The organism is Kribbia dieselivorans NBRC 106261 (genome assembly GCF_001552435.1).
Classification (GTDB): domain Bacteria; phylum Actinomycetota; class Actinomycetes; order Actinomycetales; family Dermatophilaceae; genus Kribbia; species Kribbia dieselivorans.
Map to the genome: position 1 here is coordinate 18,991 of NZ_BCRE01000008.1, position 19,350 is coordinate 38,340.

At 70.6% G+C, this 19,350-nt stretch carries 17 protein-coding genes and 1 other RNA gene; 13 read left to right on the plus strand and 5 right to left on the minus strand.

Translation table 11 applies throughout. From position 1 onward, the window contains the following. Position 1: 1 nt before the first annotated feature. Positions 2-751: a YaaA family protein gene (locus KD1_RS01490; protein ID WP_068396516.1), complete on the minus strand. Its 750-nt coding sequence runs from the start codon at positions 749-751 to the stop codon at positions 2-4. Between the two features lie 220 nt (positions 752-971). On the opposite strand from KD1_RS01490, the gene KD1_RS16405 reads away from it, so the two are divergent. Beyond that, positions 972-1,892, plus strand: a complete 921-nt coding sequence (locus tag KD1_RS16405) for a type IV toxin-antitoxin system AbiEi family antitoxin domain-containing protein (RefSeq protein ID WP_157073100.1) — start codon at positions 972-974, stop codon at positions 1,890-1,892. Positions 1,893-2,171: 279 nt separating this feature from the next. Further along, the gene (locus KD1_RS01500; RefSeq protein ID WP_068396523.1) at positions 2,172-3,638 is read left to right on the plus strand and encodes an RNB domain-containing ribonuclease; all 1,467 of its coding nucleotides are present in this window, start codon (positions 2,172-2,174) and stop codon (positions 3,636-3,638) included. A 51-nt stretch (positions 3,639-3,689) separates the two neighbouring features. Here KD1_RS01500 and rnpB read toward each other — a convergent pair. Next, positions 3,690-4,061, minus strand: an RNA gene (gene rnpB / locus KD1_RS01505) — RNase P RNA component class A. Continuing rightward, complete coding sequence (locus KD1_RS01510) at positions 4,059-5,318, minus strand: APC family permease (RefSeq protein ID WP_245627230.1); 1,260 nt, start codon at positions 5,316-5,318, stop codon at positions 4,059-4,061. Before KD1_RS01510 ends, rnpB begins: the two co-directional genes overlap by 3 nt. 54 nt (positions 5,319-5,372) lie before the next feature. Between KD1_RS01510 and KD1_RS01515 the strand changes: the two genes are divergently transcribed. Next, entirely contained in the window at positions 5,373-6,026 is a 654-nt protein-coding gene (locus KD1_RS01515) for an MBL fold metallo-hydrolase (RefSeq protein WP_068396526.1), read from the plus strand. 11 nt (positions 6,027-6,037) lie between these two features. Here the strand turns inward: KD1_RS01515 and ppgK are convergent, their stop codons facing one another. After that, the gene (gene ppgK / locus KD1_RS01520) at positions 6,038-6,793 is read right to left on the minus strand and encodes a polyphosphate--glucose phosphotransferase (RefSeq protein ID WP_068396529.1); all 756 of its coding nucleotides are present in this window, start codon (positions 6,791-6,793) and stop codon (positions 6,038-6,040) included. Between the two features lies 1 nt (position 6,794). Then, entirely contained in the window at positions 6,795-7,658 is an 864-nt protein-coding gene (map, locus tag KD1_RS01525; protein WP_068396533.1) for a type I methionyl aminopeptidase, read from the minus strand. A gap of 61 nt (positions 7,659-7,719) precedes the next feature. Here map and KD1_RS17265 point away from each other — a divergent pair, with 61 nt between their 5' ends. From KD1_RS17265 to KD1_RS01575, 10 genes are all read left to right on the plus strand, one after another. After that, positions 7,720-7,983, plus strand: a complete 264-nt coding sequence (locus tag KD1_RS17265; RefSeq protein ID WP_245627231.1) for a methionine aminopeptidase — start codon at positions 7,720-7,722, stop codon at positions 7,981-7,983. Between the two features lie 57 nt (positions 7,984-8,040). Then, entirely contained in the window at positions 8,041-9,369 is a 1,329-nt protein-coding gene (locus KD1_RS01535; RefSeq protein WP_068396536.1) for a glutamine synthetase family protein, read from the plus strand. 3 nt (positions 9,370-9,372) lie between these two features. Beyond that, entirely contained in the window at positions 9,373-12,387 is a 3,015-nt protein-coding gene (locus KD1_RS01540) for a bifunctional [glutamine synthetase] adenylyltransferase/[glutamine synthetase]-adenylyl-L-tyrosine phosphorylase (protein WP_068396539.1), read from the plus strand. A gap of 10 nt (positions 12,388-12,397) precedes the next feature. After that, entirely contained in the window at positions 12,398-13,753 is a 1,356-nt protein-coding gene (gene hisD, locus KD1_RS01545; protein ID WP_068396541.1) for a histidinol dehydrogenase, read from the plus strand. Further along, positions 13,750-14,898 carry a histidinol-phosphate transaminase gene (locus KD1_RS01550; RefSeq protein ID WP_068396544.1) on the plus strand — a complete coding sequence of 383 codons (1,149 nt, stop codon included), beginning with the start codon at positions 13,750-13,752 and terminating at the stop codon, positions 14,896-14,898. Before hisD ends, KD1_RS01550 begins: the two co-directional genes overlap by 4 nt. Next, complete coding sequence (gene hisB, locus KD1_RS01555) at positions 14,899-15,507, plus strand: imidazoleglycerol-phosphate dehydratase HisB (RefSeq protein ID WP_068396547.1); 609 nt, start codon at positions 14,899-14,901, stop codon at positions 15,505-15,507. Positions 15,508-15,510: 3 nt separating this feature from the next. Further along, positions 15,511-16,158, plus strand: a complete 648-nt coding sequence (gene hisH, locus KD1_RS01560) for an imidazole glycerol phosphate synthase subunit HisH (protein WP_068396550.1) — start codon at positions 15,511-15,513, stop codon at positions 16,156-16,158. Further along, complete coding sequence (priA, locus tag KD1_RS01565; RefSeq protein ID WP_068396553.1) at positions 16,155-16,895, plus strand: bifunctional 1-(5-phosphoribosyl)-5-((5-phosphoribosylamino)methylideneamino)imidazole-4-carboxamide isomerase/phosphoribosylanthranilate isomerase PriA; 741 nt, start codon at positions 16,155-16,157, stop codon at positions 16,893-16,895. The genes hisH and priA overlap by 4 nt, the downstream gene beginning before the upstream one ends. After that, complete coding sequence (locus KD1_RS01570; RefSeq protein WP_068396556.1) at positions 16,892-17,665, plus strand: SseB family protein; 774 nt, start codon at positions 16,892-16,894, stop codon at positions 17,663-17,665. The genes priA and KD1_RS01570 overlap by 4 nt, the downstream gene beginning before the upstream one ends. A gap of 81 nt (positions 17,666-17,746) precedes the next feature. Next, a complete protein-coding gene (locus KD1_RS01575) occupies positions 17,747-18,922 on the plus strand; it encodes an MFS transporter (RefSeq protein WP_157073101.1) in 1,176 nt (391 codons plus the stop codon). Positions 18,923-19,350: the final 428 nt, after the last annotated feature.

Consider the following 19,350-nt stretch of genomic DNA (forward strand, 5'->3'; position numbering starts at 1 on the left):
GTCAGCGGGCGGTGACCGAGAGCGTCCAGGGTCGGCCGGCGCGGGCCGGTTCGGTGAGGTCGACGTCGAACGGGCCGTCGGCCAGGGCTGCGGCGACGGCCTTCGGGGTGCGCGGCGTCGACCCGTGCTCGCACAGGTGTCGGGCGACCAGGCCGCGGGTGTGCTTGGCCATGTGGGTGGCGCCCGGGACGGTGACCGTGATCCAGGCGTGGGCGGCGGCGCCGTGCGGGGTCCACGCGGCGACGTAGGTGCTGGACCGGCAGTCGACGATCGGGCCGCGCCCGGCGGCGGCGGTCAGGACCGGGTCGAGCACCGGCCGCCACAGGCTCGCCATCGGGCCGACCCCGGGCAGGCTCACGCCCATGGACAGGCGGTACGCGGCGATCCGGTCGGTCGGGCGGACGGCGCCGTAGAGCGCTGAGATCGTCACGAGCCAGCGGTTGGCGCGGCGGCGCGCGGCGGTGTCGAGGCCCGGCAGGTCGAGCGCGGAGTACAGGACGCCCGAATACACCTGGGCGGCGGTGGCCGTGGGAGCCGACTTCAGGTCGACGTTCGCGGCGACCTCGTCGGCCAACGACGCTCCGACCTTGAGGTGCTCGACGGCTTGGGGAGTGGCGCTGACGGCGGTCAGGGCGTCGAGGGCGGTGTGCCGCGTCGGGGTCAGCTCCGGGAAGGACAGCCGGTCGAGGTCAAGGGGCCGCCCCCGGCGCGGGCGGGTCTTGCCCTCGGAGGGCGGCAGCAGGACGAGCACCGCTCCAGCCTAGGCGGCGCCCGGTGTCGATTCGTCGGGTGGTGGTGTCGTTGTGCAGCCTTGGCCGACACCTGGGCGTCGGCCAAGCCGGCACAACGACACCGAGCGGGCGTCATGACACCGGGCTCCACGCTGCGGCGTCCGGGGGATGCCGGGTCGGAGACGGCGGGGCTGTGGATAACGAGAACGTAGGGATGGACGCAGGCGGCAGGCTGACGGCATGGACGAACGCATCCAGACGACGCTCCGTATCGGCGGGGGAGTGGCTTCGGCGCAGCGGATTCTGGCGCTCGGAATCAGCCGGGACATGCTGGCCCGGTCAGTGCGGGTCGGGGAACTCGTACGGATTCGGCGGAACTGCCTCGTGGATGGCGCGTTGTGGCAGGAGGCTCAGCCCTCAGAGCGCCACGCGCTCCGGGCTCGCGCGGTCATGGCGGGCCTGCCACGAGGTCACACCATCGCCCTGAGCCATCACAGCGCGCTGGCCCTTCATGGCGTGGCGCTCTTCGGTGTCGATCAACGTGTCCACCTGACCCACCTCGGCAGCGGCCGGGGGCGAAGCGACTCTGTGGTGGTGAGCCATCGGCCGGTGCCGCAGTCGCTGGTGGAGGCGCGCGGCGGCATCCGCATGGTCACTGCGGCGGCTGCGTGCCTGCAAGTGGCTGCGCAGTTTGGTGCCGAGGCGGGGCTCGTCGCCGCGGACAACGCACTGCACACGCAGCTCCTCACCGTCGACGACCTTGAGCAGGCGCGTCGAGTCCTGGCCCCGGAACGTTGGTCACGCGCCCCGGCCGAGATGTGTCGACTGGCTGATGCGCGGATGGAATCCCCGGCAGAAAGCCGCGCGCGGTGGGCATTTCGCAGCCTCAACATGCGCCAGCCGACCCCACAGGTCGAGATCCGTGACAGCAACGGGTTCATCGGGCGGGTGGACTTTCTCTATGAGGACCTCAAGGTGGTCATCGAGGTCGATGGTCGAATCAAGTACAGCGGCACGAACGTCGTGTTCGCGGAGAAGGTGCGTGAGGATCGGATCCGCGCCCTGGGGTTCCAGGTCGTCCGGCTGACGTGGGCCGACCTGGACGACCATGCGCGGGTACACCACAAGGTTTTCGACGCGGTCGCCAAGGCGGTGGCTTGATGCCACGGCTCCAGAGTTCGCCGTTGGCATGGCGCCGATCAGCAAGGTTGGCGTCGATAGGCCGGGTTGGCCGACGCCCGGGCGGGTGCCAACTCGGCGTAACGATGCCAGGTGGCTGCGTAGCGACGCCAGGCGGCCGCGTAACGACGCCAGGCCGGTGTATAACGACACCGGGCCACAACGACGGCGGAGTGCGGAGCGGGGACGTCGGCGGGTGCGAGCGCGGCGAGGTGGGGACAGTTCCGGGGCTTGGCGGGCATCGTGATCTAGGTTGGGTCCATGGAGCATCGCACGGTCACCCTGAGGCCGACCGATCCGCACGCTCAGGAGCTGGCGGAACACACCGGCCTGGTGGAACGCTTCGCCCAGATCCGGCGCGACCTCGACGTGCCCGAGGGCTTCCCCGAGGACGTGCTGCTGGAGGCCAAGGCGCGCGCCGCCGACCCGCTGGACCTGCCGCAGAAGGACGCCACCGCGATCCCGTTCGTGACGATCGATCCGCCCGGCTCGATGGATCTCGATCAGGCGCTGCACATCGAGCGCGACGGCAGTGGCCACCGCGTGCGCTACGCCATCGCGTACCTGCCGGCGTTCGTCGCGCCCGGCGGGGCCATCGATGCGGAGGCGCGTCACCGCGGGATGACGATCTACTCGCCGGACGAGCGCGCACCGCTGCACCCCGCCGTGTTCAGCGAGGGCCCGGCCAGCCTGCTGCCCGACCAGATCACGCCTGCGTACGTGTGGGACCTGCGGCTCGACGACTCCGGCGAGGTCACCGACATCGACCTCGAGCGGGCCATGGTACGGAGCGTCGAGCGGTACACCTACACCGAGGCGCAGGCCCAGATCGACGCCGGTCAGGGGCGTGACACGCTGCTCCTGCTCAAGGAGGTCGGGGAGCGGCGCGTGGCCCTCGAGCTCGCCCGCGGCGGCGCCACCCTCCCGATGCCCGACCAGGAGGTCACCGAAACCCAGGACGGTGTCTTCAGACTGGCGTACCGGCCGCTGCTGCCCGCCGAGGACTGGAACGCCCAGATCTCCCTCATGACTGGCATGGCCGCGGCGACGCTGATGATGCACGCACAGATCGGCATCCTGCGCACGCTGCCGCCCCCGGAGAACGGCACGATGGACAAGTTCCGTCGCCAGGTGCAGGCGCTCGGCGTGGCCTGGCCGCATGACATGCCGTACTCGACGTTCCTGCACTCCCTGGATCACCACGATCCGCGCCACCTGGCGATCATCCACGACGCCACCCAACTGTTTCGCGGTGCCGGCTACACACCCTTCGAGGGGGACGTGCCCGAGCAGCCGTACCACGCCGCCCTCGCCGCAACCTACGCCCACGTCACCGCGCCGCTGCGCCGACTCGTCGACCGGTTCGGGCTGATCATCTCCGAAGCGGTCTGCCGCGGCGAAGAGGTGCCGACCTGGGTGCGCGAGGCCCTGCCGCTGCTGCCCGAGCTCATGGCCAACGGCGACCGCAAGGCCCGCGCCGTCGAGCGCGCGTGTGTCGAGGCGATGGAGGCGGCGGTGCTCGCCGACCGGATCGGTGAGGAGTTCGAGGCCGTCGTCGTCGACGTGACCGAGAAGAAGGACAGCATGATCCACCTGACCGAACCGGCCGTCATCGCCAAGGCATACGGCGAGGCGGAGCTCGGATCGGCCGTGCGCGTGCGCCTGACCGAGGCCGATCGGGCGACCGGGCGGGTCCGGTTTGAGGTGCTCGGCCGCGTCGACAGGTAGGCCGGGCTGTGCGCCAATCCGCTTGGCGCACAGCCACTTCGACCACGTCGGGGGATGAGCCGACCTGTAAGCCGGGTCCTGTGTACCGGGCGCCGTCGCCGGTTCCCGGATGACGGTCATCCATCTCGGGCGACCGTTGCCGGCCGCCTCCAGCGTCCTACCCGTGTACTCGGGCGGGCCGCCCTCGAACGCACACTGTCTGGACTTGCTCCGGGTGGGGTTTACCGAGCCGATCCGGTCACCCGGATCGCTGGTGGTCTCTTACACCACCGTTTCACCCTGACCGGCCGAAGCCGGCGGTCTGTTTTCTGTGGCACTGTCCCGCGGGTCACCCCGGGTGGCTGTTGGCCACCACCCTGCCCTGTGGAGCCCGGACTTTCCTCGGCGGTGCCGGAGCACCGACGCGACCGTCCGGTCGACTCATCCGCCTGCCAGCATAGCGCGGCGCACGACGTACACGATGATCCCGACGGTGAGCACGATCGCGCCGCCGAGCACCGACGTCCACGGCAGCAGCCACGCGACGAGCAGGCACGCGATGACGCCGATCGCGGCCACGACTCGGGCCCAGGTCGCGCCGGGCAGGGTGACCGCGCTGGCGTTGGCGATCGCGTAGTACGTCAGCACGCAGAACGACGAGAACCCGATGGCTCCGCGCAGGTCGGCGACGAGCACGACGGCGATGACCACCACACCCACCGCGATCTCGGCGTGGTGCGGCACCTGGGTGCGCGGGTGCACGGCCGCCAACGTGCCCGGAAGGTAACGGTCACGGGCCATGGCCAAGGTCGTGCGCGAGACTCCGAGAATGACGCCGAGCAGGGAGCCGACCGCGGCGACCGTGGCCGCCGCCCGCATCGCCGCGCCGAACCCCGGGACGCCGAACGTGTCGGCCGCCGCGGCCAGCGGTGCCGAGTGGTCCGCGATCCACGACGCTCCGAAACCGGTGATCAGCGCGACCGCCACGAGGGCGTAGATGACGAGCACGATGCCGAGCGCGGCCAGGATCGCCCGCGGGATCGTCCGCGCCGGATCGCGCACCTCCTCCCCGAGCGTGGCGATGCGCGCGTACCCGGCGAACGCGAAGAAGAAGAATCCGGCGCCCTGCAGCACGCCGGCCCACCCGGTGGCTGGGGCGGAGCCGAGTAGTGCCTGGGCGGTGCCATCGCCCGCCAGGGCGTCACGGGCCGCCAGACCGACGAACGCGACCAGCGCCAGCAGGGTGATCACCACGAGCACGCGCGTCATCCCGGCCGACTTCTGCACCCCACCGAGGTTGATCGCCACGAGCAGGAGCACCGTTGCCACGGCCACGAGCCGCGACTGGTCGGGCCAGAGATAGGCCCCCACCGTCATGGCCATCGCCGCGCAACTGGCGGTCTTGCCGACGACGAACGCCCACCCGGCCAGGTACCCCCAGAACGGGCCGAGCCGCTCGCGTCCGTAGACGTACGTGCCGCCGGACTGCGGGTACAGCGCGGCCAACCGAGCCGACGACCACGCGTTGACCCACGCCAGCAGCGCCGCCAGCACGAGCGAGAAGAGCAGGAGCCCGCCGGCCGAGGCCGCCGCCGGGGAGAACGCGGCGAACACGCCGGCGCCGAGCATCGAGCCCAGACCGATGATCACGGCGTCGGAGAGTCCCAGTCGTCGGGCGAGGGCTGGGGGAGGAGTGGTCACGCGCTCGACCCTATGTTCGCCTCGTCGGGGCCGCATCTTCACTACGGTGGGTCCATGAAGCTGACCCACCTCGGACACGCCTGCGTCCTCATCGAGATGGCCGACACCCGCATCGCGCTCGACCCGGGAGTCTTCACTCCCGACCTGTCGGCGCTGACCGACCTCGACGCCATCGTCGTCACCCACCAGCACTTGGACCACCTCGACCGTGACCGGCTGCCCGGGCTGCTGGCCGCGAACCCGACGGCCCGACTCATCACCGATCCGGAGTCGGCGCAGATCGTGCGGGACCTCGGCATCGACGTCCAGGCGCAGAACGGCTCGGCGTTCACCATCGGCGCCGTGACCGTCGAGCCCGTCGGGGAGATCCACGCGCTCATCCACGACGAGATCCCGCGCATCGCCAACGTCGGCGTCACCCTGCGCGCCGCGGGGGAGCCGTCCTTCCATCACCCCGGCGACAGCGTCGAGAACACCCCGGGTGACGTCGACATCGTCGGGTTCCCGATCAACGCTCCGTGGCAGGCCTCACGCGAGATGACCGCCTTCCTGCGCCGGGTTGGGGCGGCCCACGCGGTGCCGATCCACGATGGGCTGCTCAACGCCACGGGTCGCACGTTGTACCTGACGCAGGCCGGTCAGTTCGGCCACCCCGACACGCAGATCCACGACCTCGAGTGGGGTTCGTCGCTCGAGGTCCGCGCCTGAAACCCCGGGTCTCAGTCGTCGGCGGCCAGTCGAGCCGCGCCGATGATCCCGGCCTTGTTGCGCAGCTTCGCCGCGACGATGGGCGTGCGCAGGTCGAGCAGGGGCAGGAACTGGTTGGCCTGGCTCGACACGCCGCCGCCGACGACGAACAGGTCGGGCCAGAGCACGTCCTCGACGTGGCGGTAGTAGCGCTGCAACCGCTTCGCCCAGTCCTCCCACGACAGGTCCTCGCGCTCGCGCGCCGACGAGGCGGCCGTGTCCTCGGCGTCACCACCGTCCAACTCGAGGTGTCCCAACTCGGAGTTCGGTACGAGGACTCCGTCGTGGATCAACGCCGTGCCGATGCCCGTGCCGAGCGTCGTGAGGATGACCAGGCCACGCACGTCCTCCGCCGCGCCGTAGGCCATCTCGGCCACGCCCGCGGCATCAGCGTCGTTGACGACATGCACCGGGTGCCCGAGGCGCTCCTCGAACAGGGCCTTGGCGTCCACGCCGATCCACGACGGATCGATGTTCGCGGCCGAACGCACGACGCCGTGAGTGACCACGCCGGGCACGGTCACGCCGATCGGCGCGTCACCCCGGACCTCGTCGTGGGCGGCGACGACCTGACCGATGACGTCCGCAACGGCCTCGGGAGTGGCCGGGGTGGGGGTGGGGATGCGCAGCCGATCCCCGATCAGACTGCCCTTGTTGAGGTTGACCGGGGCACCCTTGATGCCCGATCCACCGACGTCGACTCCGAACGCGATCTTCTTCTTGGACACGTCAGACCACCGTCAGGATCTCGTTGCCGGACTCGGTGATGAGCACCGTGTGCTCGAACTGCGCCGACCTCTTCAGGTCCTTGGTCACCACGGTCCAGCCGTCGTCCCATTGGGTCCAGCTCGGGGTGCCGAGATTGAGCATGGGTTCGATGGTGAACGTCATGCCCGGCTCGATGATCGTGCTGTAGGCGGGCGCGGCGTCGTAGTGCGGCACGATCAGGCCCGAGTGGAAGGCCTCGCCGATGCCGTGCCCGGTGTAGTCACGCACCACGCCATACCCGAAGCGGGCGGCGTACTTCTCGATGACGCGACCGATGACGTTGAGCTGACGGCCCGGCTGGGCGGCCTTGATCCCGCGCATCATCGCCTCGTGCGTGCGCTCGACGAGCAGCCGGGACTCCTCGTCGACCTCGCCGACGAGGTACGTCGCGTCGGTGTCGCCGTGGACGCCGTGGATGAACGCGGTGACGTCGAGGTTGACGATGTCACCATCCTCCAGCGGCCGGTCGTCGGGGATGCCGTGGCAGATGACCTCGTTGACCGACGTGCAGATGCTCTTGCGGAAGCCGCGGTAGCCCAGGCACGACGGGTAGGCGCCGTGGTCGCACATGTACTCGTGGGCGATGCGGTCGAGGGCATCGGTCGTCACGCCCGGGGCGATCGCCTCGGCCGCCGCGGCCATGGCGCGCGCGGCGATCTTGGAGGCGATCCGCATCTTCTCGATCGTCTCGGCGTCCTTGATCTCGCCGCCGGTCCAGGCTTCCGGCGCCGGTCTGCCCACGTAGTGCGGGCGCGGGATGGACTTCGGGACGGGGAGTTCGGGCGAGATGGTGCCGGGACGAACCACGGCGGAGGCAACGGACATAGGTTGGAGTCTAGGCGCGTTCACCGGCGCGCCAGCAGTCACGCACCGTTGGGAGTTCACCATGCCGTTCTGGTTCAACATCCGCACCAATCAGGTCGAGACCGACGAGAACCGGGCGCGCGGCGAGGATGTCCTGGGCCCGTACGACACCGAGGAGGAGGCCCGAAACGCCCTCGACACCGCCCACAAGCGCACGGAGGCGTGGGACGCGGAGGACGAGCGTCGCGCCAAGGAGGACGCCTGGCCGGACGAGATCGAGGACATCGAGCGGCATCGTCGCGAGGGCACCCACGGCGGGCCCCTGGGAGACGTGCTCGGAGACTGAGCGCCACACCCCGGCCCAACCCACGGAACCGTCGACCCGATACGGCAGGATGAGCGCATGGACCGCCAGCAGGAATTCGTGCTCCGTACCCTCGAGGAGCGGGACATCCGCTTCATCCGACTCTGGTTCACCGATGTGCTCGGCACCCTGAAGTCGGTGGCCATCGCGCCCGCCGAGCTCGAGGGCGCCTTCGCCGAGGGCATCGGTTTCGACGGATCGGCGATCGAGGGCTTCACGCGGGTCTACGAGGCCGACATGTTGGCCAAGCCGGACCCGTCGACCTTCCAGGTGCTGCCGTGGCGCGGTGAACGGCCCGGCACCGGACGCATGTTCTGCGACATCCTCCTGCCCGACGGGAGCCCGTCGCTGTCGGATTCGCGTCAGGTGTTGCAGCGCACCCTCGCGCGGGCAGCCGACATGGGCTTCACCATGTACACCCACCCGGAGGTCGAGTTCTTCCTCCTCGAGGACGGCAAGGGCGACCCGACACCGGTCGACCAGGGCGGGTACTTCGACCACGTGCACAACGGCACCGGGCACGACTTCCGCCGTCAGGCGATCCAGATGCTCGAGGCGGTCGGGATCTCCGTGGAGTTCAGTCACCACGAGGGTGCGCCCGGGCAGAACGAGATCGACCTGCGCTACGCCGACGCGCTGTCGACGGCCGACAACATCATGACGTTCCGCACGATCGTCAAGGAGGTCGCGCTCGAGCAGGGCGTCTACGCGACGTTCATGCCCAAGGTCTTCGCCGACCACCCGGGGTCGGGCATGCACACGCACATCTCCCTGTTCGAGGGCGACAAGAACGCGTTCTACGAGGCCGGAGCGCCGTACCAACTGTCCACGACCGCGCGCCAGTTCATGGCCGGGCTGCTCCACCACGGGCGCGAGTTCACCGCGGTGACGAACCAGTGGGTCAACTCCTACAAGCGGCTCTGGGGCGGGGGGGAGGCGCCGGCGCACCTGACGTGGGGACACAACAACCGCTCCGCGATGATCCGCGTGCCGATGTACAAGCCCGGCAAGTCGCAGAGCACCCGGGTCGAGGTGCGCACGCTGGACTCCGCGTGCAACCCGTACCTGGCGTACGCGGTGCTGCTCGCCGCCGGTCTCAAGGGCATCGAGGAGGGTTACGAACTGCCCCCGGAGACCGAGGACGACGTGTGGAGCCTCAGCGACGGCGAGCGCCGGGCGATGGGCATCAAGCCGCTGCCGGCCTCGCTGTCCGAGGCGACCGAGTTGATGGAGAACTCCGACCTCGTGGCCGAGACGCTCGGGGAGCAGATCTTCGACTTCTTCCTGCGCAACAAGCGCCGGGAGTGGGAGGACTACCGCCACCAGGTGACCCCGTTCGAGCTGCAGCGGCTGTTGCCGCGACTCTGAACCGTGGCACTTCGACCGAGTTCGGCCCCGGCCCGGCTCGTCCGCCTGGGGTTCATCGAATCCGAGCGCGCCGAACGCCTGCTGCGCGACCCACAGATCCTCGCGCTCGGGGTGACCGAGTCGGGGAGCGCCGACGCCTTGACCGACGCGCTCGCCGAGACCGCCGACCCGGACCTGGCCCTCGTCACCCTGGTGCGCCTGCTCGAGGCGGCCGAGGCCGACCCCGAGGCCGACGTGAGCGGTCTACGGGCGGCCCTGTGCGGCGATCCGATCAGTCGTGATCGGTTGGTCGGGCTGCTCGGTGCGTCGAGCGCCCTGGGGGACCACCTCGTCACCCACCCCCGCCACTGGCGCGCCGTCGTCGACGCCCGGTGGCTGAGCACCCGGGAGCGGATCGAGGCGCTCGTCGCGGCGGTAACCGGGCGCGATCCGGCCACCGCGGACCCGACCCCGGATGATGCCCTGCGCGTCGCCTACCGCCAACAGATGGTCGGGATCGTGGCGCTCGACGTCACCGCCCCGGACCCGGTGGCGCTGCTCCCCACCGTCGCCGCGGCCTTGGCCGACCTGGCGCAGGCCGCGCTGGAGGCGGCGACGACGCTGGCCATCGCCGAGATCGGCGACGCCGACCAGTACCGGTTCGCGGTGATCGGGATGGGCAAGTCCGGAGGACGCGAACTCAACTACGTCTCCGACGTCGACGTGATCTTCGTGGCCGAGCCGGCCGAGGGTGCCGACGAGGAGAGCGCCCTCGCCACCGCGACGAAGGTGGCCTCGCGGATGATGCAGGCCTGCTCGGCCTCGACCCCGGCCGGGTCACTATGGCCGGTGGACGCGGCGCTCCGCCCCGAGGGGAAACAGGGGCCACTGGTGCGTACCGTGGCGAGCCACCGCCACTACTACGAGCGCTGGGCCAAGACGTGGGAGTTCCAGGCGCTGCTCAAGGCCCGACCCATGGCCGGCGACGCCGACTTGGGGCGGGCGTATCTGCAGGCGGTGCAGCCCATGGTGTGGGAGGCCGCCTCGCGCGAACACTTCGTCGAGGATGTCCAGGCGATGCGGCGCCGGGTCGAGGAGCACGTGCCGTCGGCCGAGGCGAAGCGCCAACTCAAACTCGGGCCCGGTGGACTGCGCGATGTCGAGTTCAGCGTCCAGTTGCTCCAACTCGTCCACGGGCGGTCCGACGAGACGCTGCGATCGCGGACCACCCTCGAGGCCCTGACCGCGCTGGCCGCCGGTGGTTATGTCGGTCGCGACGACGCGGCGGTGCTCGACAAGGCGTACCGGCTGCTGCGCACCCTGGAGCACCGGATCCAACTGCACCGGATGCGGCGCACCCACCTCATGCCGACGGCCACGGGTGACCTGCGACGGCTGGGGCGGGCGCTGGGGTACCGCGCCGATCCGGCGACGGAGGTCGCCCGACGGCGCGAGTCGGAGGCGCGTGAGGTCCGCCAGATCCACGAGAAGCTCTTCTACCGGCCGCTGCTCGCATCGGTGGCGCGCCTGACCCCGGGCGAGGCGCGACTGTCGCCCGAGGCTGCCCGGTCGCGGTTGGCGGCCCTGGGCTTCGCCGACCCGGCCGGCGCGATGCGCCACCTCGAGGCACTGACGTCGGGGCTGTCGCGCACTGCGGCGATCCAGCGGCAGATCCTGCCGGTTCTGCTCGGGTGGTTCGCCGAGGAGGCCGCACCGGACGACGGGCTGCTCGCGTTCCGGCAGGTCAGCGACGCGCTCGGCAGCACACCCTGGTACCTGAAGATGCTGCGCGACGAGGGCCGCGCCGCCGAGATCCTCTCGCGCTCGCTGGCGCAGTCGTGGTTGGTCTCGAACCTGCTCGTCGCCACGCCCACGGCGGCGCAGATCCTGGGGGAGCCGCACGGGCTGGAACCGAAGCCGCGCGCGCAGATCCTGCAGCGCATGCGGGCGGCGGCCACGCGCAAGGAGGACCCGGACGAGGCGATCGCCGCGGCCCGCGGAACGAGGCGCCGCGAGCTGTTCCGGATCGGGGTGGCCGACCTCCAGGACGGGCTCGGACTGGCCCGCGTCGGCGAGGCGCTGACCGACGTGGCCGCCGCGCTGGTCCAGACCGGGCTCGAGGTGGCGACCCGGGCGGCCGAGACCAGACTCGGTGAACCGTTGGGCATCGACCTGCTCGTCGTCGGCATGGGCCGGTTCGGCGGCGGCGAGCTCGGGTACTCCTCCGACCTCGACGTGCTGTTCGTCCACCGCGCGCACGCGGGCGTCGACGAGGCGACCGCCCAGGCGCGGGCCACCGAGGTCATCACGGAGTTGCGCCGCCTGCTGGGCACACCGGGCGCCGACCCACCGGTCGGGCTCGACGCCGATCTGCGCCCGGAGGGCAAGGCCGGGCCGATCACCCGGTCGCTGGAGTCCTACCGGACGTACTACGAGCGCTGGTCGGCGACGTGGGAGGCGCAGGCGTTGCTGCGCGCCACGCCGGTGGCCGGGGATGAGCAGCTCGCGGCCGACTTCCTCGAGCTCATCGACCCGGTGCGCTGGCCGGCCGACGGCATCGACGAGACGCAACTGCGGGAGGTCCGACGGCTCAAGGCCCGGATGGAGGCCGAGCGGATGCCCCGCGGGGCGGACCGCAAGACCCACTTCAAGCTCGGCCAGGGCGGGCTCTCCGACGTGGAGTGGACCATCCAACTGCTCCAGCTCCAGCACGCCCACGAGATCCCCGGGCTGCGCACGACCTCGACGCTCGGGGCGCTGCAGGCGGCCACCGCGACCGGCCTGGTGACCAGCGATGACGCGCAGGCGCTACGGGAGGCGTGGGAGCTCGCCTCCGAAACCCGCAACGCGGGCATGCTGTTCCGGGGTCGCCCGGTCGACTCGGTTCCGGCCGACGTGCGCACCGCCGATGCGGTCGGCCGGATCGTCGGGCTACCGGCGGGGTCGGGCCAGGAGCTGGCCAACCTCTATCGCCGCAAGGCCCGGCATGCCCGACAGGTCGTCGACCGGCTGTTCTACGGGGACGTGGAGCGAAACTAGACTGTCCCGCATGATGTCGCTGATCGACCTGCGTGGTCGCACCTTGGGAGTCCGGGTTCTGCGCGAGGCGTTGCCTCGTGCCGAGTACGACGTCGAGGCCGCCCTCCATGCCGTGGCACCGATCTGTGACGACGTCCGTGACCGTGGCGCGACGGCGCTGCGCGAGTACGCGGAGAAGTTCGATGGCGTGCGCCCGGCCACGCTGCGGGTGCCGACCGAGGTGATCGACGCGGCGCTGGCCGGCCTCGACCCGGCGGTGCGCCGCGCCCTCGAGGTCGCCATCGAGCGGGCGCGTCTCGTGCACGCCGACCAGCGCCGCACCGACACGACGACCGCCGTTGTCGATGGCGGCACCGTGACCGAGCGTTGGGTGCCCGTCGAGCGGGTCGGCCTGTACGTGCCCGGTGGCCTGGCCGTCTACCCCTCGTCGGTGGTCATGAATGTCGTGCCGGCGCAGTTGGCGCAGGTCGGTTCGATCGCCGTGGCCTCGCCGCCGCAGAAGGAGAACACCGGCCAGTTCGCCGGCTACCCGCACCCGACGATCCTCGCCGCGTGCGCGCTGCTCGGGGTCGATGAGGTCTACGCCATGGGTGGTGCGCAGGCCATCGCCGGGTTCGCGCACGGGTTCGACGATGACGGAGCCGAGTGTGTGCCGGTCTCCCTGGTCACCGGCCCGGGCAACATCTACGTCGCCGCGGCCAAGCGCTACCTCAAGGGGCTCATCGGGATCGACGCCGAGGCCGGACCGACCGAGATCGCCATCCTCGCCGACGGCACCGCCGACGCCGAGTTCGTCGCCACCGACCTCATCTCGCAGGCCGAGCACGACACCCTCGCGGCGTCGGTACTCGTGACCGACAGCGAGGAGCTGGTCGAGCAGGTGCAGGCGGCCGTCGAACGCCGCTCCGCCGCGACCAAGCACGCCGAGCGCGTGCGGACGGCGTTGGCCGGTCGGCAGTCGGGGATTGTGCTCGTCGACGATCTCGACGCGGGTCTGCAGGTCGTCGATGCGTACGCCGCGGAACACCTCGAGGTCATGACCGCCGACGCGCCGGCCGTGGCCGCGCGGGTGCGCAACGCCGGGGCGATCTTCGTCGGGCCATACGCGCCGGTCAGCCTGGGCGACTACGCCGCCGGGTCGAACCACGTGTTGCCGACCGGTGGGTCCGCGGTGCACTCCTCGGGTCTGAGCGTGCAGTCGTTCCTGCGCGGGATCCACGTCATCGACTACACCTCCGCCGCGCTGGCGGGGGTCGGCGAGCACGTGCTCGCCCTGTCCGCCGCTGAGGACCTGCCTGCGCACGGTGAGGCCGTGCAGGTGCGTCTCGATGCGACCGGTGACGCCGCGGGCCAGGTGGGTGCATGACCTCCGCCGCGACCATCGAGGCACTCCTGAGACCCGACCTGCGGGGAGGCTCGCCGTACGGCGCTCCGCAACTCGATGTGCCGGTGGCCCTGAACACCAACGAGAACTCGTACCCGGTGCCGCCGGAGGTCGTCGCGACGATCACCGAGCGTGTCACGACAATCGCGCCCGACCTCAACCGCTACCCGGATCGGGAGTTCGTCGAGCTGCGCGAGGCGTTGGCGCGCTACCTCTCGCGGACCGGCACGACGATCACCAGCGACATGGTGTGGGCCGCGAACGGGTCGAACGAGGTGCTGCAGCATCTGTTGCAGGCGTTCGGCGGGCCGGAGCGGGTCGCGATCGGCTTCACGCCCGCGTACTCGATGCACCCGATCATCACCCGCGCGACCGGGACGACCTGGATCGACGGTCAGCGCGGGGTCGACGCCGCCGGACACGCCAACCCGGCGGGGCCCGGATCGCAGTTCGACCTCTCGGTCGAGTCGGCCGTGGCCCAGGTGGCCGCGTGCGACCCGAACGTGGTCTTCCTGTGCTCGCCGAACAACCCGACCGGCACCGCGCTCTCGCTCGACGTCGTCGAGGCGGTGTACGACGCTGCTCCGCACGCCGTGATCATCGTCGACGAGGCCTACGCCGAGTTCGCCCGCTCGGGCACGCAGGACGCGTTGACCCTGCTCGAGGGTCGGCCGCGATTGGTCGTCACGCGCACGATGAGCAAGGCGTTCGCCATGGCCGGAGGACGGTTGGGTTACCTCGCCGCGGACCCCGCCCTGACCGATGCGTTGCGGCTGGTGCGGTTGCCGTACCACCTGTCGATGCAGACGCAGGCCGTGGCGCTGGCGTGCCTGGACCACACCGAACTCATGCTCTCGACGGTCGACGCGATTCGCGAGCAGCGCGACCGCATCGTCACCGACCTGACCGCGCTGGGGCTGACCCCGGTGCCCAGCGACGCGAACTTCGTCTTCTTCGGTGGCCTGGCCGACGCGCCCACCACGTGGCAGGCGCTGCTCGATCGCGGTGTGCTCGTGCGTGACGTCGGCATTCCCCACCACCTGCGGGTCACGGCCGGCACCCCGGCCGAGACGACCGCCTTCCTCGAGGCCATGGCCTCCCTGACCCCCGAACACCTGGAGCGATAGTTGAGCACCCACCGCACCGCGACCGTCACGCGGGCCACCTCGGAGAGCAGCATCACGCTGACCGTCGACCTCGACGGCACCGGCGTCGGCGACGTCTCGACCGGCGTGCCGTTCTACGACCACATGCTGCTCTCGCTGGCCAAGCACTCGCTCATCGACCTCACCGTGCAGGCCGACGGTGACACGCACATCGACGCCCACCACACCGTCGAGGACGTCGCGATCGTGCTCGGTCAGGCGCTGCGCGAGGCGCTCGGCGACAAGCGCGGCATCTCCCGGTTCGGCGACGCCACCGTGCCGTTGGACGAGGCGCTGGTGCAGGCCGTCGTCGACGTGGCCGGGCGGCCGTACGTCGTGCACAAGGGCGAACCGGCCGGGCAGGAGTTCGTCATGATCGGCGGGCACTTCGTCGGCGCGCTGACGCGGCACATCTGGGAGTCGCTGGCGCTCAACGCCGGGATCGCCCTGCACGTGCGGGTGTTGTCGGGCCGGGACCCGCACCACATCGTCGAGGCGCAGTTCAAGGCCGTGGCGCGCGCACTGCGCTCCGCCGTACAGCCCGACCCGCGCGTGGCCGGCATCATCCCGTCGGCCAAGGGAGCCCTGTAGTCCATGGCCCTGAGCAAGGACGTCGTGGTCTTCGACTACGGCAGCGGCAACGTGCGCTCGGCCGTGCGGGCGCTCGAACACATCGGCGCGCGCGTCGAACTCACCGCGGACCCCGAGCGCGCGTTGGCGTGCGACGGCCTGCTCGTGCCCGGAGTCGGGAACTTCCACACCTGCATGGCCGGACTGGCTGCCGTGCACGGGCCGCGGATCATCGAGCGACGCCTGGCCGGCGGCCGACCCGTGCTCGGCATCTGCGTCGGAATGCAGGTCATGTTCGACGGATCGGACGAGCCCGCCGAGGTCGAACGCGACGGTCTGGCGCAGTGGCCCGGTCGCGTCGCGCGCCTGCCCGCGCCGATCGTGCCGCACATGGGGTGGTCCGAGATCGACGCTCCGGCCGGTTCGCGGTTGTTACACGGACTGGGTGACCAGCGCTTCTACTTCGTCCACTCCTACGCCGTGCAGGACTGGATCATGCCCGTGGCGGATGGGGCGATGGCCGCCTCCGCGCCGCTGGTGACGTGGTCCGAGCACGGAGCTCCCTTTGTTGCCGCCGTCGAGAACGGTGTCTTGTCCGCCACGCAGTTCCACCCCGAGAAGTCCGGGGACGCTGGGCTGCACCTTCTGAAGAACTGGGTGACCAACCTGTGAGCACGCACCAGCCGCACCTCGAACTCCTGCCCGCGGTCGACATCGTCGACGGGCAGGCGGTCCAACTCGTTCAGGGGATCGCCGGCACCGGAGGCCAGTTCGGAGACCCGTGGATCGCGGCCCGCGAGTGGCAGAACCAGGGCGCCGAGTGGTTGCACCTCGTCGACCTCGACGCCGCATTCAGCCGGGGCAGCAATGCCGACCTGCTGGCCGACATCATCGGGCGACTCGAACTCAAGGTCGAGGTGTCCGGTGGGATCCGGGACGAGGAGACGCTCACGCGCGCGCTCGACATGGGCGCGACGCGGGTCAACCTCGGCACGGCCGCGCTGGAGAACCCGGAGTGGACGCGCCAGGCCATCGCCGAGCACGGTGACAAGATCGCAGTCGGTCTTGACGTGCGGGGCACGACGCTGGCGGCGCGGGGCTGGACCCGTGATGGTGGCGACCTGTGGGAGACCTTGACGCGACTGGACTCCGAGGGGTGTGCGCGGTACGTGCTGACCGACGTCAACAAGGACGGGATGCTCAAGGGCCCGAACCTGGAGTTGCTGCGCGAGTTCTGCGGGCGGACCGACCGGCCCGTGGTGGCATCGGGCGGAGTCTCGACGCTCGAGGACATCGCGGCGCTGCGAGGACTTGTGGGCGAGGGCGTGGAGGGCGCGATCGTGGGGTCGGCGCTGTACAAGGGCGCGTTCACGCTGACCGAGGCGCTCGACGTGGCCGGTCGGCCGTGAGTGATCACTCGGGGCACGATCACTCCGGTCATGACCATGGGTTCGGTGATTCGGCCGGGATCGCGTGGACCGGCCGCCAGGTCACGTCGACCGGTTTCGACAACGACCTCGGTCAGGCCGACCCGGCGCTGATCGCGCTGTTGGCGGAGCGTCGTGCCGGTGACGCCGACGACGTGGCGTTGATGCGCGCGGTCGAGAAGGCGCGGTTCGTCGTGCCGATCGTGGCCGCGCCGGCGGAGGTGGACGACTCGGGTGAGTTGACCGTCGAGAAGCAGACCGACATGGCCGCGGTGACGCTGACCGCGCCGGACGGGCAGCGTGCATTGCCGGTGTTCACCGGGATCGAGGTGTTGGCGAGCTGGGATGCCGCGGCGCGACCCGTGCCGGTGACCGCGTCGCGGGCGGCGCAGGCGGCCGTGAGCGAGCAGTGTCACGTCATGGTGCTCGACGTGGGCTCCGACCATGCGACCGAACTGCGGCCGTCGATGGTGTGGGCGTTGGCGCAGCAGCGGGACTGGGTTCCGGCGCACGCCGATGACCAGGTGGCCGATGCGGTGGCGCAGGCGGTGGCCGGACATCCCGAGATCACCGGGCACGTGCTCGCCGAGGGCAAGCCGGCCGGGCAGGGGATTCTGCAGGTGGTGCTCGAGTTGACGCCGGGTCTGGACGCCGAGCAGGTGCAGGCGTTGGTGACGGCCGTGGCGGAGCAGGTGGCGACCGACGGTGAGGTTCGGGCGCGGATCGACGGGCTGGCGTTCGCGCTGCGGTGAGGTGATGCTGCGGCTCGGCCGCACGGCGATCCGTCAATCGTGAGTGCAGCGCCGGGTGCCGGCGGGCCGTAAGGTGTCGTGGTGCTCGATCCCTACCGCGAGGTTCTCGCGATTCCGCGTGTCCGTCAGGCTTTTCTTCTCGGGCTCCTGGTGCGTACGCCCATGGCGGCCTCGTTCATGATCCTGACGCTGCACGTCGTCGGTCATCTGGGTGGCACGTACGGGCAGGCCGGTGTGCTGACGATGTTCACGACGGTCGGAGCGGCGATCTCCGGGCCGTGGCGGGGGCGGCTGCTCGACCGCAATGGGTTGCGGCCCACGCTGTGGCCGTCGCTGGTCGTGCTCACCGTGGGGTGGAGCATCGGGCCGTGGGTCGGATTCTGGCCCCTGGTGGTCGTTGCGTTCGTCACGGCGTTGTTCATCATCCCGATCTACTCGATCGTGCGGCAGGCGATGTTGACCGCGACGGCACCGGGGCAGCATCGCACGGTGCTCTCGCTGGACGCCGTCGGTACGGAGGTGTCGTTCATCGTCGGGCCGGCGGTCGGCGTGCTCGCGGCCACGGCGTTCGACACGCGGATCGTGCTGCTCGTGACGCAGCTGCTCATGGTGCTCGGTGGGGTCGCCATGTATGTCGCCAATCTGCAGCTGGTGGGGGAGTCGGCGGCCGCGAGCACGGCCGGGTCGGTACCGCGGCGCGAATGGTTCGGACTGCGGGTGGTGGCGGTGCTCGTTGCGGCGGTGGCCTGTACGACGATCCTCGCCGGCACGGAGGTGTCGGTCGTGGCAGCCATGCGCGAGAACGGACATCAGTCGATGGTTGGCTGGGTCGTGGCGCTGTGGTCGGCGACGTCACTGATCGGCGGGTTGGTCTATGGGGCGATGCATCGTCGGGTGTCGGTGTTCGCGATGATCGCGGTGCTGTCGTTGGCGACGGCGCCGGCGGCGTTGGCGACGTCCCCGGTGAGTGCGTTCGTGCTGCTGGGGATCGCGGGGTTCGCGGTGGCGCCGGCGTTGACGTCGACGACGGAGGGGATCACGGCGGCGGTGCCCGAGGGGGCGCGTGGTGAGGCGATGGGGTTCCACGGGGCGGCGCTGAACATCGGGTCGGCGGTCGGGTCGCCGCTGGCCGGAGCGTCGATCGATGCGTGGGGTCCGCCCGCTGGATATCTCTCGGTGTGTGTGCTGGGGCTTGTGGTGGCGGTCGCTGGGGGAGCGGCGATGCGGCTGCGGCGGGCGCGGGTTGGAGCGGCGTGAGGGCGTTGCGGGGTGAGTTTTGAGTGCGGTCTTGTTGCACGGAGTGCAGGGTTTCTGGAATGTGAGGTCCGTTCGTCGCAGTTCACGAGGTCGCCCACTGTTGTTAACCTAAGATTCGCTTTAAAATAGGACATATGTTCTTATAAACTTGGGGCATGTCCACGACAGCGATGCACGCAAGTTCGACGCGACCGGCTCCGGCCGGGGTCGCGCCAGTTGCTGGTGTGCCGGTGTCTGGGGTGCCGGTGTCTGGGGTGCCGGTTGATCGAGACTGGTTGGTTGTTGCTGGAGAGGCGATTGGTCAGGTGGTCGTGCCCGAGCGGTTTGGGTCGGAGGCGCAGGCGCAGCGGTACATCGCTGATCTGGATCGGATCCAGGCGCAGATCGCGGGGAAGCGCCTGGCGGCGGTGGCGGCGGCGGGTCGGTCT